The organism is Streptomyces niphimycinicus (genome assembly GCF_018883605.1).
Classification (GTDB): Bacteria; Actinomycetota; Actinomycetes; order Streptomycetales; family Streptomycetaceae; genus Streptomyces; species Streptomyces niphimycinicus.
This window is the reverse complement of sequence record NZ_JAHLEM010000059.1, coordinates 1-13,232: the sequence shown is the minus strand read 5'-3', so window position 1 is coordinate 13,232 and position 13,232 is coordinate 1. Positions and strand designations below refer to the sequence as shown.

The 13,232-nt window shown below is 70.0% G+C and carries 16 protein-coding genes, 1 tRNA gene and 1 pseudogene; 11 read left to right on the top strand and 7 right to left on the bottom strand.

Annotation, left to right across the window (positions count from 1 at the left end):
• Positions 1 to 178 precede the first annotated feature (178 nt).
• A complete protein-coding gene (locus tag KN815_RS07695; RefSeq protein ID WP_037953108.1) occupies positions 179 to 454 on the top strand; it encodes a hypothetical protein in 276 nt (91 codons plus the stop codon).
• A 122-nt stretch (positions 455 to 576) separates the two neighbouring features.
• Positions 577 to 2,409, top strand: coding sequence for a glutamine--fructose-6-phosphate transaminase (isomerizing) (glmS, locus tag KN815_RS07690; RefSeq protein WP_216340989.1), 1,833 nt, complete (start codon positions 577 to 579; stop codon positions 2,407 to 2,409).
• 683 nt (positions 2,410 to 3,092) lie between these two features.
• On the opposite strand, the gene KN815_RS07685 is transcribed toward glmS, so the two are convergent.
• Entirely contained in the window at positions 3,093 to 3,614 is a 522-nt protein-coding gene (locus tag KN815_RS07685; RefSeq protein ID WP_093462001.1) for a universal stress protein, read from the bottom strand.
• Between the two features lie 498 nt (positions 3,615 to 4,112).
• On the opposite strand from KN815_RS07685, the gene KN815_RS07680 reads away from it, so the two are divergent.
• The 4 genes from KN815_RS07680 (at position 4,113) to KN815_RS07665 (ending at position 7,113) form a co-directional block, all read left to right on the top strand.
• Entirely contained in the window at positions 4,113 to 4,487 is a 375-nt protein-coding gene (locus KN815_RS07680) for a hypothetical protein (protein ID WP_308403641.1), read from the top strand.
• A gap of 496 nt (positions 4,488 to 4,983) precedes the next feature.
• Positions 4,984 to 6,315, top strand: coding sequence for a helix-turn-helix domain-containing protein (locus tag KN815_RS07675; protein WP_216340988.1), 1,332 nt, complete (start codon positions 4,984 to 4,986; stop codon positions 6,313 to 6,315).
• A gap of 5 nt (positions 6,316 to 6,320) precedes the next feature.
• Positions 6,321 to 6,929: an oligoribonuclease gene (gene orn / locus KN815_RS07670; protein ID WP_078641577.1), complete on the top strand. Its 609-nt coding sequence runs from the start codon at positions 6,321 to 6,323 to the stop codon at positions 6,927 to 6,929.
• A gap of 111 nt (positions 6,930 to 7,040) precedes the next feature.
• A tRNA-His gene (locus KN815_RS07665) sits at positions 7,041 to 7,113 on the top strand.
• An 87-nt stretch (positions 7,114 to 7,200) separates the two neighbouring features.
• Here the strand turns inward: KN815_RS07665 and KN815_RS07660 are convergent.
• Complete coding sequence (locus KN815_RS07660; RefSeq protein ID WP_308403640.1) at positions 7,201 to 7,335, bottom strand: hypothetical protein; 135 nt, start codon at positions 7,333 to 7,335, stop codon at positions 7,201 to 7,203.
• A gap of 336 nt (positions 7,336 to 7,671) precedes the next feature.
• Between KN815_RS07660 and KN815_RS07655 the strand changes: the two genes are divergently transcribed.
• The 3 genes and pseudogenes from KN815_RS07655 (at position 7,672) to KN815_RS51490 (ending at position 9,273) form a co-directional block, all read left to right on the top strand.
• Positions 7,672 to 8,595, top strand: coding sequence for a YVTN family beta-propeller repeat protein (locus tag KN815_RS07655; protein ID WP_216340987.1), 924 nt, complete (start codon positions 7,672 to 7,674; stop codon positions 8,593 to 8,595).
• A 12-nt stretch (positions 8,596 to 8,607) separates the two neighbouring features.
• A pseudogene (locus KN815_RS51495) lies at positions 8,608 to 8,829 on the top strand (YncE family protein); the annotation flags it as partial.
• A gap of 3 nt (positions 8,830 to 8,832) precedes the next feature.
• Positions 8,833 to 9,273: a YncE family protein gene (locus KN815_RS51490; RefSeq protein ID WP_308403642.1), complete on the top strand. Its 441-nt coding sequence runs from the start codon at positions 8,833 to 8,835 to the stop codon at positions 9,271 to 9,273.
• A gap of 131 nt (positions 9,274 to 9,404) precedes the next feature.
• On the opposite strand, the gene KN815_RS07645 is transcribed toward KN815_RS51490, so the two are convergent.
• Entirely contained in the window at positions 9,405 to 9,596 is a 192-nt protein-coding gene (locus KN815_RS07645; protein WP_216340985.1) for a hypothetical protein, read from the bottom strand.
• A 173-nt stretch (positions 9,597 to 9,769) separates the two neighbouring features.
• Between KN815_RS07645 and KN815_RS07640 the strand changes: the two genes are divergently transcribed.
• Positions 9,770 to 10,375, top strand: coding sequence for a M15 family metallopeptidase domain-containing protein (locus KN815_RS07640; RefSeq protein ID WP_216340984.1), 606 nt, complete (start codon positions 9,770 to 9,772; stop codon positions 10,373 to 10,375).
• Positions 10,376 to 10,420: 45 nt separating this feature from the next.
• Here the strand turns inward: KN815_RS07640 and KN815_RS07635 are convergent, their stop codons facing one another.
• On the bottom strand, positions 10,421 to 10,798 hold the full coding sequence (locus KN815_RS07635) for a MerR family transcriptional regulator (protein WP_216340991.1): 378 nt from the start codon (positions 10,796 to 10,798) through the stop codon (positions 10,421 to 10,423).
• Between the two features lie 56 nt (positions 10,799 to 10,854).
• Positions 10,855 to 11,244 (bottom strand): helix-turn-helix transcriptional regulator, encoded by a 390-nt coding sequence (locus tag KN815_RS07630; protein WP_216340983.1) that lies wholly within the window; start codon positions 11,242 to 11,244, stop codon positions 10,855 to 10,857.
• A gap of 113 nt (positions 11,245 to 11,357) precedes the next feature.
• On the opposite strand from KN815_RS07630, the gene KN815_RS07625 reads away from it, so the two are divergent.
• Positions 11,358 to 11,867, top strand: a complete 510-nt coding sequence (locus tag KN815_RS07625; protein ID WP_253208817.1) for an STAS domain-containing protein — start codon at positions 11,358 to 11,360, stop codon at positions 11,865 to 11,867.
• Here KN815_RS07625 and KN815_RS07620 read toward each other — a convergent pair.
• Together KN815_RS07620 and KN815_RS07615 are read right to left on the bottom strand one after the other, a co-directional pair.
• Positions 11,845 to 12,591, bottom strand: a complete 747-nt coding sequence (locus tag KN815_RS07620; RefSeq protein WP_216340982.1) for a Clp protease N-terminal domain-containing protein — start codon at positions 12,589 to 12,591, stop codon at positions 11,845 to 11,847. The genes KN815_RS07625 and KN815_RS07620 overlap by 23 nt on opposite strands.
• Positions 12,592 to 12,675: 84 nt before the next feature.
• The gene (locus KN815_RS07615) at positions 12,676 to 12,948 is read right to left on the bottom strand and encodes a hypothetical protein (protein ID WP_216340981.1); all 273 of its coding nucleotides are present in this window, start codon (positions 12,946 to 12,948) and stop codon (positions 12,676 to 12,678) included.
• Positions 12,949 to 13,232: the final 284 nt, after the last annotated feature.

Sequence of the window (13,232 nt, the reverse complement as noted above, 5' to 3'; positions counted from 1 at the left end):
TCCCTTCAGGGAGGGAAGCAGTCAACACCGCCAAACAGGCCGTGCTCCGCCGCTTTCGGGCACCTGAGACACGGTCTTTCAACGACTGAGACCCAGCTTTCCCGCCACTGAGGCCCACCCCTGCCCGATATCGGGCAGGAATGTTGCGAAACACTTCGCCGCATCGCAGTATCAACGGATGCTCGACCGCCGAATGTCCCACGATGACCTGATCGACCACCTGGTCCGCAGTACGCCGCTCAGCCGCGGCGAGGCGGGCCGGGTGGTGCTGGACGTACTGGCGTACTTCGACGAGACGACGGAGGAGTTCGTCCGGCGCCGCCACCGCGAGCTTCAGTCCGGCGGGCTGACCAACGCGGACATCTTCGAGCGGATCACGGCCGAGCTGCCGTACCGCGCGGTGGCCCCGCCCGAACTCTCGCTGCGCCAGTTGCGCCGCATCGTCTACGGCTGACGACGCCGGTCCACGGCACCGGCCCACGACGCCGGTCCACGGCACCGGTCCACGATGGCGGCCGCCACCGCCGGACCCGAGCACGAACATGCACAAGCGATCAATGGGAGGGCCTGAACACCATGTGCGGAATCGTCGGATACATCGGCAAGCGCGATGTGGCACCGCTACTGCTGGAGGGGCTTCAGCGCCTGGAGTACCGCGGCTACGACTCCGCGGGCATCGCGATCCAGGGCAAGCCCGCCAAGGGCGCCCAGAGCGCCGGGCTGAAGACGGCCAAGGCCAAGGGCCGGGTCCGCGAGCTGGAGGCCAGGCTTCCCAAGCGGTTCGCGGGCACCACCGGGATCGCCCACACTCGCTGGGCCACTCATGGCGCGCCCAATGACACCAACGCGCATCCGCATCTGGACGCGGACGGCAAGGTCGCCGTCGTCCACAACGGCATCATCGACAACGCCGCCGATCTGCGCGCCAAGCTGGCCGCCGACGGCGTGGAGCTGGCCTCCGACACCGACTCCGAGGCGCTCGCCCATCTCATCGGCCGCTCCCAGGCGCCCACCCTGGAGGAGAAGGTCCGCCAGGCGCTCTCGATGGTCGAGGGCACCTACGGCATCGCCGTACTGCACGCCGACTTCCCGGACCGCATCGTCGTCGCCCGCAACGGCTCGCCGGTGGTGCTGGGCATCGGCGAGAAGGAGATGTTCGTCGCCTCCGACGTCGCCGCGCTGGTCAGCCACACCCGCCAGGTGGTCACCCTGGACGACGGCGAGATGGCCACCCTCAAGGCCGACGACTACCGCACCTACACCACCGAGGGCAGCCGCACCGCCCCCTCCCCCACCACCGTGGAGTGGGAGGCCGAGTCGTACGACATGGGCGGCCACGACACCTATATGCACAAGGAGATCCACGAGCAGGTCGACGCCGTGGACCGGGTGCTGCGCGGCCGGATCGACGACCGCTTCTCCACCGTCCGGCTGGGCGGGCTCAACCTGGACGCCCGCGAGGCGCGCGGGGTGCGCCGGGTCAAGATCCTCGGCTGTGGTTCGGCGTACCACACGGGCCTGATCGGGGCCCAGCTCATCGAGGAGCTGGCCCGGATCCCGGCGGACGCGGAGCCCGCGAGCGAGTTCCGCTACCGCAACCCGGTCGTGGACCCGGACACCCTCTACATCGCGGTCAGCCAGTCCGGCGAGACCTACGACACCCTGGCGGCCGTCCAGGAGCTCAAGCGCAAGGGCGCGCGGGTGCTGGGCGTCGTCAACGTCGTGGGCAGCGCCATCGCCCGGGAGACGGACGGCGGAGTGTACGTCCACGCGGGCCCGGAGGTGTGCGTCGTCTCCACCAAGTGCTTCACCAACACCGCCGTCGCCTTCGCGCTGCTCGCCCTCCACCTGGGCCGGATCCGCGATCTCTCGGTCGCCGACGGCAAGCGGATCATCGCCGGGCTGCGCAAGCTGCCCGAGCAGATCGCCGAGGTGCTGAGCGGCGAGGAAGAGATCAAAAAGCTCGCCGCGGAATATGCGAACGCAAAGAGCATGATCTTCGTCGGGCGGGTCCGCGGCTACCCGGTGGCGCGCGAGGCGTCCCTGAAGCTGAAGGAGGTCTCCTACGTCCACGCCGAGGCGTACCCGGCCTCCGAGCTCAAGCACGGGCCGCTCGCGCTGATCGAGCCCGAGGTGCCGACGGTGGCGGTGCTGCCCGACGACGACCTGCTGGAGAAGAACCGCGCGACGCTGGAGGAGATCAAGGCCCGCAGCGGCCGGATCCTGGCCGTCGCCCACCGCGAGCAGGAGAAGGCGGACCACACGATCGTGGTACCCCGCAACGAGGTGGAACTCGACCCGATCCTCATGGGCATCCCGCTCCAACTGCTCGCCTACCACACGGCGCTGGCGCTCGGCCGGGACATCGACAAGCCCCGCAACCTCGCCAAGTCGGTGACGGTCGAATAGCCCCGAACCCCCGCGCGACCTCGGCGAATCCCACCGCGGACCCCTTGGCGGTCCCCCGCGTGTGCCACCACGCACGCGGGGGCCGCCTCCCCTTCGCCGGCGTCGCCCTATTACGCCGGCGGCTGGCCGGCGCGCGGGAACCGTCACTTCCCGCGCATCGGCACGACCGAACGGTTTGTACCCCTCACAAACGCACAATCCACCTCTACGCACGGGTAGGTTTGTCCGTTGTCAAGATGGACTTGACGCCATCTCGCCTGCGGTCAAGGGGAGTTGGGGGTGTCCGGTTCCAGGCGTCCGGGCCAAGTCATGCCGACGGCAGAGGTTTTGGGCTGAACAATCGCGCTTGACAGGCACGCGCCGGGGCACGGCGGGCGAGGGCACGGGGACTTGGCGGGGCCGGGAAGGCCCGGAGAAGCCGCTCAGGGGCACTTGGGCGCGCTCGGGGCCATGTTGGAGCGCGTGGAGCGCCTGGAGCGCTCTGAGGCGCCAGGAGGCACCTAGAGGCACCCGATGACACTCAGGAGATGCTCAGCGGACACCCAGCGGGCGCCCAGGCAACACCCAGCGGATGCTCAGGGGATGCCCCAGCGGACGTCGAGGGACGCCCGGCCGACGCCAAGGGACGCCCGGCCGACGGCAGGCGATGCCCAGCCGACGCTCAGGGGATGCTCAGGGGATGCTCAGGGGATGACGATGACGGGCCGCTGCGCCCGCCGTGCGAGCCGCCCCGCGACCGAGCCGAAGATCCGCCCCACCAGCCCGTGCGTGGAGCCCACCACAATGGCGTCGGCCGCGTACTCCCGGCCGACCTCCTCCAGCTCATGGCAGATGTCCCCGCCGCGCTCGACGAGGATCCAGGGCACCTCGGAGAGATGATCGGCGCAGGCCAGCTCGAGCCCCAGCACCTCGGTGCGGTGATCGGGGACATCGACGAAGACCGGCGGCTCACAGCCCGCCCACACCGTCGTCGGCAGCCGGTTGGCCACGTGGACGATGATCAGCCCCGAGCCTGAGCGCCGGGCCATGCCGATCGCGTAGGCGAGGGCGCGTTCGCTCGACGTGGAGCCGTCGAATCCCACCACAACACCGTGCTGGAACGCTGGATCGCAGGAATGACGTGTTTCTTCCGCCGCTTCGGGGGTCGCCATGTGATCGGCGACCCGCTTGCGGTCCGCGGGTTCGGGGATTTCGTGACCGGCCATCGGTATCTCGGCGAAGGATGTCCTCGTGCGGAGGGATCGGCGGGGGCTCAGGTTGGGGGTTGTCGGGGGACTTGAGCTCCGCTGGAGCTCGGGGACGATCTCGAGGGGTCGAAATCCGTCCGGGATTCATCTTTCCAAGCCCTTACCCCCAAGGGTACGGCGGCATTCACCACCTGCCCAGAGGTAGCCACGGGAGCGGAGCCGCCCGAAGCGTTCCCCGGAGCATGCCGGAGGGCGGCCTGTAACGCAATGCCCCAAGTGGTCCCCACCAAGCCCGGGCCCAGGCCCGGTGCCCGGCCCGGCCGGACCGCCGCGGCAGGCCGCGCGACCGCCCGGCAGTGACCTGGGGGCGGGCCGGGCGTTGTAGTAGCGGCAGCCGGTGCGGCGGCCCCGGCCCGACCCGCTCACCTGCCCGGATCCCCGGCCCGCCGCCCCTCCCCACCCCCGCGCGGAGCGCCCTGCCGATATCTCGCCGGCCGCTCGAGAGGAGCCTTGCCCGTGTCCGTCGCCCGCGAGTACGACGCCCCCGGCGGCATCCCCGGCGACACGGCCGGGACACCCGGACGGCCCCATATCCCAAGCCCCGCTCGAGCCCCGGTCCAGGCCACCGCTAGCGATGCGGTGAGCGAGGTGATCCGCTGGGCGGCCTTCGGCTGCGCCGTGGTCCCCGTCGTCCTGCTCATGTGCGGATTACCCGTCGGCGCCGCCCTGGGGGCCGGTGCGGGGCTCGCCGCCGTGACGGCCGCCAGCCGCGCCCTGCTGCGCCATTCCGAGCGCACCGCGGCCCGGCTGGACGCGGACGGCGCCAGTCCGCACCGGGGCCGCCACGGCCGTACGGGGATCGGCGCGCACCGGGGCGGCCGCCGCGTCTGAGGACGCGCGAGGGGACCGGGCCGGGGACGCGGTCCGTAGCGCTCCGTACACTCAGCGCTGATGGAGCGCCGCTGGAGCGTCGCTCAAGCCCTCGGGGTGTATGAGCGGGCCGTACGCCGGTCGTATGACGCATCCGTACGCATGCGCCCGCTTGTTTTAAGCCAACTTCGGGCCACACTTCTTCCCTTGGCAAACACCGTGCTCAACACCCGTCCGGCCAGCGTGGAAAGGGGTCCGGGGCACACTTACCCCCTACGGGAAGTGGGTGTCCGCACAAGGCGTACTTCACAGCGAGGGCTACGAGTGCAACGCTTCGTGATCGAATGCTTCGCGCCAAGTTCCCATGTCGACATAGTGGCGGGTGGTGAACTGGTCACGGCGACCACACGCGACACAGTAGATTCGATCTTGGCCATGACCGGCGGGGGAACCGTTCAGGACCGAGGGGAAACGTGCAGGACCGAGAGGACGCGACCACCGAGGGGGGCTTAGTGCCATGAGCCAGGACTCCACGACCGTACCGGAGACCTCGCGCAAGCTCTCCGGACGCCGGCGACGAGAAATCGTCGCGGTGCTGCTGTTCAGCGGCGGCCCCATCTTCGAAAGCTCCATCCCGCTCTCCGTCTTCGGTATCGACCGGCAGGACGCCGGAGTCCCTCGGTACCGATTGCTGGTGTGCGCGGGCGAAGATGTGCCACTGCGAACGACTGGCGGACTGGAACTGACCGCACCATACGGCCTGGAGGCACTCTCCCGGGCCGGCACCGTCGTCGTACCGGCCTGGCGGTCGATAACCCAGCCGCCACCGGCCGCCGCGCTCGACGCGCTGCGCCGCGCGCACGAGGAGGGCGCGCGGATCGTGGGCCTGTGCACCGGGGCCTTCGTACTGGCCGCCGCCGGGCTGCTGGACGGCCGCCCGGCGACCACCCACTGGATGTACGCACCAACGCTCGCCAAGCGCTATCCGTCGGTCCATGTGGACCCCCGCGAGCTCTTCGTCGACGACGGTGACGTACTGACCTCGGCGGGCACCGCCGCCGGGATCGATCTGTGCCTGCACATCGTGCGCACCGACCACGGCGCGGACGCCGCCGGCGCCCTCGCCCGGCGCCTGGTCGTCCCGCCACGCCGCAGCGGAGGGCAGGAGCGCTATCTGGACAGGTCGTTACCAGAGGAGATCGGGGCGGATCCGCTCGCCGAGGTGGTGGCGTGGGCGCTCGAGCATCTGCATGAGCAGTTCGACGTCGAGGCCCTGGCGGCGCGCGCCTATATGAGCCGCAGAACCTTCGACCGCAGGTTCCGCTCGCTCACTGGGAGCGCTCCACTCCAGTGGCTGATCACCCAGCGGGTGCTCCAGGCGCAGCGGCTTCTGGAGACCTCCGACTATTCGGTCGACGAGGTCGCCGGCCGCTGCGGCTTCCGTTCACCGGTCGCGCTGCGCGGGCACTTCCGGCGGCAGCTCGGGTCCTCCCCGGCCGCCTACCGGGCCGCGTACCGCGCCCGCAGGCCCCAGGGCGGGCCGGCGGAACGTACGGACCGGCCCGACCGACCCGACCGCCTGGAGCGGCTGGAGCGGGCCGACCGGCCCGACCGCGCCGAGGTGATCGAGTCCCGCTCGGGCGACCACTCCCTGCCGCTGCGACGGCAGGGCGCGCCCGGCGGTCCCACCGGTCACTCGGGGCATCCTCCGCACCACCATCACACTCCGCATCCGGACCCTGGCAAACCGGAGTCGGACGCCTACGCCCCACGCCTGCCCGAACAGGCAGCGGGCCGCGCTCCGGGCCGTCCGTCCCTGCCCGGCCAGCGGGAACGCCCCGTAGGGTGAGACGTATGAACGATCGCATGGTGTGGATCGACTGCGAGATGACCGGGCTCTCGCTGGCGAACGACGCGCTTATCGAGGTGGCCGCGCTGGTCACGGACTCCGAGCTGAACATCCAGGGCGAGGGGGTGGACATCGTTGTCCGGCCCCCCGCGGAAGCGCTGGTCACCATGCCCGAGGTGGTGCGCGACATGCACACCACCTCCGGCCTGCTCGCCGAGCTCGAGGGCGGGACCACGCTCGAGGATGCCCAGGACCAGGTCCTGGCCTACATCCGCGAGCACGTCCCCGAGGCCGGCAAGGCCCCGCTGTGCGGAAACTCGGTCGGCACCGACCGGGGCTTCCTCCTCCGGGACATGCCGACGCTCGAGAGCTACCTCCACTACCGGATCGTCGACGTCTCCTCGATCAAGGAGCTGGCCCGCCGCTGGTATCCGCGGGCCTACTTCAACAGCCCCAAGAAGAACGGCAACCACCGCGCGCTCGCGGACATCCACGAGTCCATCGCCGAGCTGCGCTACTACCGTGAAGCGATCTTCGTCCCCGCGCCCGGCCCGGACTCGGACACGGCGAAGACCATCGCGGCCAAGCACGTCCTGCCCGCCCGGCAGACCTGACCCGGGCCGGCCCGACCCGGTGCTCACTCCCGACACCCCGAAAGCCGGGAGCGAGCACCCCTTCGGACCCTGTACACTTTTTCTCGGCCGGTGCGGAAAGCGCCGGTCATGGTGGGTATAGCTCAGTTGGTAGAGCACCTGGTTGTGGTCCAGGATGTCGCGGGTTCGAGTCCCGTTACTCACCCTTTTCGAAGAGGCCGCTGACCCGTGAGAACGGGACAGCGGCCTCTTTCTCGTAATCCTCGCAATCTCCCCGATGCCGCGCCCGGAGTCAGTGCAGGGCCTCGATTGCCTCGATGGCCTTGAGGATCAACGCCCGCGCCTCGGCCCCGTACACGGCATGTTGGTGTAACTCTCCGAACGCCTTGAGGTGCTGCACCACCTCGTCAGGCGCTGTGATCTTCACGGAAGCCGACAGCCCATCGTCGGGTAGGCCACGGAAGGTGGCGATGCCGCGGAGGAGCGCGGTGGCGTAGCGGGGGGCTGCAAGAAGCCGGCCCCTGAGGCCCCCGAGAACCCGGCGTCACGCCGACGTTGAGGGGGTCTTCATCACCTGGTCAGGGCCAGGCCGTGCGGTGTGTCGCTGTCCCGCGCCCGATGCTGTGGACGGGTGGTCGGAGATGGGATTCGGATCGCCCATACAGCCCTAGGTATGTGATCTCGGAATGTACAGGGAGATACCGGCACATAGCGTGGACGCGGCCATCGTCAGTCCGGCTCATGTGCACTTCAGGAGGTCTTCGTGTCAGATATCGCGGTACAGGGAACGCCGGAACGGGGCATCACCGGGCGATGTGACGGCGGTGGGCGCTCGCGGGGGAAGGTCGTGCGGGCCTGGGCGGGATTGGCGGTGCTCGTGGGCCTGACGGCCCCACTCGCCGTGGCATCGCCCGCCGCCGCGTATGACGACCCTGCCCACGCCTACGTCACCAACATCGACGACGACACGGTGTCGGTGATCGACACCAAAACCAACGCCGTCACCACCACCATCCCCGTCGGCGACTATCCCATCGGCGTGGCCATCACCCCGAAAGGTGGCCGCGCCTACGTCGCCGACAACCGCGGCGACAGTGTGTCGGTGATCGACACCAAGACCAACACCGTCACCACCCCCATCCCCGTCGGCGACGGGCCTACCGGCGTCGCCGACGCCCCGAAGGGCGACCGCGCCTACGTCACCAACTTCGCCGCCGACAGGGTGTCGGTGATCGACACCAAGACCAACACCGTCACCACCACCATCCCCGTCGGCGACGGGCCTACCGGCGTGGCCGTCGCCCCGAAGGGCGACCGCGCCTACGTCACCAACTTCGCCGCCGACAGTGTGTCGGTGATCGACACCAAGACCAACACCGTCACCACCACCATCCCCGTCGGCGACGGGCCTACCGGCGTGGCCGTCGCCCCGACGGGCGACCGCGCCTACGTCACCCACTTCGCCGCCGACAGTGTGTCGGTGAGCGACACCAAGACCAACGCCGTCACCACCACCATCGCCGTCGGCGACGGGCCTTTCGACGTGGCCGTCACCCCGGAGGGCGACCGCGCCTATGTCACCAACGACCTCGACGACACCTTGTCGGTGATCGACACCAAGACCAACGCCGTCACCACCACCCTCGCCGTCGGCGACGGGCCTACCGCCGTGGCCGTCACCCCGTAGGGCGACCGCGCCTATGTCACCAACGACCTCGACGACACCTTGTCGGTGATCGACACCAAGACCAACACCGTCACCACCACCGTCCCCTCCGGCGGCAGGGGGCCCGGCCACCTGGCCATCACCCCGAACGGTCAGCGCATCTACGTCACCAACTCCAGCACCGACAACGTGTCGGTGATCAGCACCAAGACGAACGCCGTCGTTACCACCATCCCCGCCGGCGACCTTCCCAACGGCGTGGGCATCACGCCGAACGGTCAGCGCGCCTACGTCACCAACCTCAACAGCGGCACCGTGTCGGTGATCGACACCAGGACCAACGCCGTCACCGCCACCATCCCCGTCGGCACCTGGCCCCGGGGAGTGGCCTTCACTCCGAAGGGCGACCGGGCCTATGTCGCGAACCAGTTGGACAACACCGTGTCGGTGATCGACACCAAGACCAACGCCGTCACCACCACCATCCCCGTCGGCACCTGGCCCCGGGGAGTGGCCTTCACTCCGAAGGGCGACCGGGCCTATGTCGCGAACCAGTTGGACAACACCGTGTCGGTGATCGACACCAAGACCAACGCCGTCACCACCACCATCCCCGTCGGCGACGCGCCCAACGGTGTCGCCATCACCCCGCGAACCGTCGCCAAACCGAACTCGCCGAACAGCCCGACTTCATCCTGAACGACCGCAGTTCGGTCGGTCCCGGACGCGGAGGGCGGCGAACGCATAGCACGAAGGAGCCCGGCAACGTGCCGGGCTCCTCTGCTGTCGCGGCACCCCACTGGGCTTCCCCGCCGGGCCGGGAACCCTGGTCAACCATCACCGCTGGTCCGGGTCAGGCTTCGGCTCCGGTTCTTCCGGGAGCGCCGCAACAGCTCCCCCACGGCAAGCGTCACGTAAGCCACGACGCGGGCCCAGCGGGGCCCGCCGCGCTCCGCCCACACCACACACGCGCATCCGCCGATGGCAAGCGCCAAGGCGCCCAGCAGCACCAGAACAGTCATGTTCCCCGCCCTTGCATTCGTTCTTGCGGTCCTCGTGACCATCTCACCAGGGAGAGACGTGGCCGAGTTGGGCCGGGTTGCGGGATGCGGGATGCGGGGAACCATGGAGGTCCCTCTTGGCGTGGCGCATGATGAGGGCGGTCGTCCCGTCAGAAGTGAGGTGTGGCGTCCCGATGAAGCGCAAGACCAGAATTCTCCTGGCGGGCCTGGCCTCCGTGGGCGGTGCCGCCGTCGGCGCGGGCATGTTGCACAACCGGCGGCCCGATCGCAGGGAACGCCTTCACGTCACGGTCTACAGCGAGCCCGGCTACATGGGCCGCAACAAGACGCTGACCTGGACCGGCGGGAAGCGCGAGGTCGTCCCGCTCAGCCGGATCAAGCTGCCGCGCATCGGCTCGATCAGGCTGGTGCGGCTCGTCTACCGCTTCCAGCCGGATGTGCGGCTGCCGAACCCGTACTTCCTGTGGCACGCCCTCACCGAGCGCCCGGACTCCACGGATCCCGAAGGGGGCATAGCCAGTTTCATCGCCATGCACCAGCTCGCCGGGATGTTCTCGGTGGGCTTGTGGGAGCCGGTCCGCGAGTCCGAGGCGCGGTCGGGGGTGCGGCTCTGGACCGGGCGCCCCACGCATGGCTCAGGGGACCCTTCCGGTAAGGCGGCCTCCGGCGGCTCGCGCTGGCACGACGTCCGGGCCAACGCGCCCGACCTCGGCCTCTGGAGCACCCGCGCCCGCTACCTCGAACTCGGCTATCACGGGGGGAGCGGCGCCCGTCGCTGACCGGCCATCTGCCTGCCGTGCCTGGTCCCCCACCGTCGCGGTGGATCAAGCGCTTTGCGGGGCGCACCGGGTCTCGCCGTCGACCATGCCCTCGCCCGCGGCCATGAGGGCCTCCAGGTGGTCGCGGGCCTTGGCCAGGTCGGCGATCTGGGCGTTCATACGGTCGCGTTCGGAGGTCAGGCGGGCGTGCATGGCGGGGGTGGCGACGCCGGTGTGCATGCAGGGGAGGAGTTCGCGGATGGTCTTGCTGGACAGGCCCGCGGCGTAGAAGCACTGGATCGCCAGGACGTGGGCGACCGCGGTGTCCGGGTAGTGGCGCTGGCCGCTGGGGCTGCGCTCCGAGGTGAGCAGGTGCTGCTCCTCGTAGTAGCGCAGCGCTCGCACACTGACGCCGGTCCGGGTGGCGAGTTCGCCGATGCGCACCGTGACTCCTACCTCTGACGTCAAGGGTCGTTTCAGCGTAGTCGAGGGCAGGAGCGTCAGTGCGCTGTCGAGTTCGGGTTCGGGCCCGGGCTCGCGTTCGTGTTCGCGCTCCCGCCGCCGATCGGCCCGTCGGGGTGCCTGCGCCGGGCCTCGTCCTCGACGAGCAGGGAGAGCAGCGAGGCCACGGGGAGGCCGGCCTCGGCCGGGTGGCGCAGGACCTTGCCGGGCTCGATGCGGTACGTGTTCGTGCGCCCCTCACGGGTGTGGGACAGATACCCGTCCTGTTCCAGTTCGGCGATGATCTTTTGGACGGCGCGCTCCGTCAGCCGGCAGCGCGCGGCGATGTCCCGGATCCGCACGTTCGGGTCGTCGGCGATCGTGGCCAGCACACGGGCGTGGTTGGTCAGGAACGTCCATCCGCTGTGCGGTTCAGGCACTCCTCCCATGCGCTCATGATATTGCCGAAGCGATGATGGCGCATCCAGAAACATGAATTATGCTTCGCGTAAAGCAAGTCGTGTGATACCGGTGCGGCGACTTGAGGGGAGAGCAGAGACAGATGCACGCCCGAGACATCTCCACGCCCGAGCCCGGGCATCGTTCGCCGTACCGGCCCATGCACGACGCGACACCCGGGACACCGGTCGGTTCGACGCCGACGCCGTCGCGCCTCGCGTCCGCGACCACATCCACGCCCGCACTCCCGCCCGCCCTCCTCACCGACAGCTACCAGGAGGGCCCCCGGAAGGTTGTCGTGATCCGGGGGGAAGTGGACTACGAGACCGCCCCTGCCGTGGCCGCCACCCTGCGCACGGCCCTCCACGCCGCCGCCGAGGGCGTCGACGTGGATCTGAGAGCGGTGAGGTTCTGGGACTGCTCGGGGCTCAACGCACTGCTGAGGCTTCGCCGCGAGGCGCTCGCACACGGCAAGACGGTCATCGTCCGCTCCCCGAGTCGCGCGGTCGGGCGGGTCCTCGGCCTGACCGGCACAGCTTCGCTGTTCCGGCCGCCGCACCCCCGCCGTTGGGCCGCCGAGGGGCGCTCGATCACCCCTCCATCTCGTCCTTGACGGCCTCGGCGATCCGGGCCAGTGCCTTGGTGAGGGTGTCCACGGCGGTGGCCTTGTCGATGCCGAGGCCGGTCAACAGGCCCGCGCCGTCCTCGTGTTCGAGGAGGGCCAGGAGGATGTGCTCGGTGCCGATGTAGTTGTGGCCCAGCCGCAGCGCCTCGCGGAAGGTGAGCTCCAGGACCTTACGGGCGTCGGCGTCGAAGGGGACCAGTGCGGGCATGGAGTCGGCTGCGGGCGGGAGGGCGGCGGTGGCCGCCTGGCGGACGGTGTCCAGGAGGACGCCCTGGGCGACGATCGCCTTGGCGGCCAGCCCCTCGGGATCGGCCAGGAGGCCGAGGACGAGGTGCTCGGGGCGGATCTCGGCGTTGGAGGCGGCGCGGGCCTCGTTCTGGGAGGCGACCACGACGCTCCGGGCGCGCGGCGTGTAGCGGTCGAAGCCCTGGCTGGGGTCGAGGTCCTGGGCGGCGGAGCCCTTGGGGACGAAGCGCTTCTGGGCCGCCTGCCGCGTCACCCCCATGCTCTTGCCGATGTCGGTCCAGGAGGCGCCGGAGCGGCGGGCCTGGTCCACGAAGTGGCCGATGAGGTGGTCGGCCACCTCATCGAGGTGCTCGGCGGCGATCACCGCGTCGGTGAGCTGCTCGAGAGCGTCGGTGTGGACCTTCTTGATGGCCTCGATCAGATCGTCGAGGCGTACGGGATGACTGAGTCCGACTGGTTTCGTCATGCGTCAACCATAGGTTGACACCCCATGGGGCGTCAACGTCGGGTTGACAGTGAATCCATGTCTTCCGAGCCGCCCGCGGGCCGCTTAGCCGCGGTGCTCGTGGTGCGACCGATGCGGGGGCCAGAACGACGTCCAGGTGAACTTGTCGCCGCCCACCCACCGGACCACATCCGGATCGTCCAGATCGACATCGTCCAGACCCACCTCCCGGGCGATCTCGATGACGTCCAGGACCGAGTGCGCCTTGCCCGCCAGCTCACCGGCGATCTCGACCAGACGGTACGGGGGGCCGTTCTGCTGCACGCCGAGCACCACGATCGGAGGCCGGTGAATGCGCGGCGCCTGGGATTCCGTCATATGTCCCAGGCTGCTCCCCGCGCCCCCACACCGCACCTCGGAGGCGCCGGACCACGCGGCCGGACACTCCGCCGGACCACGCGCCGGATACTCCGCCGGACCACGCGGCCGGACACTCCGCCGGACCACGCGCCGGATACTCCGTCGGACCGCACCGGCTCGCCCGCGTCCGCGGCGCGGCCCACGATGGTCCGGTGGACGGAGAACAGGACCGCACAGCCGGCGGGCTGGTCCGCCGGGGCTTCCTCGGGGCCGCGGCGGCGGCCGGTGCCGGGGCCGCCGGG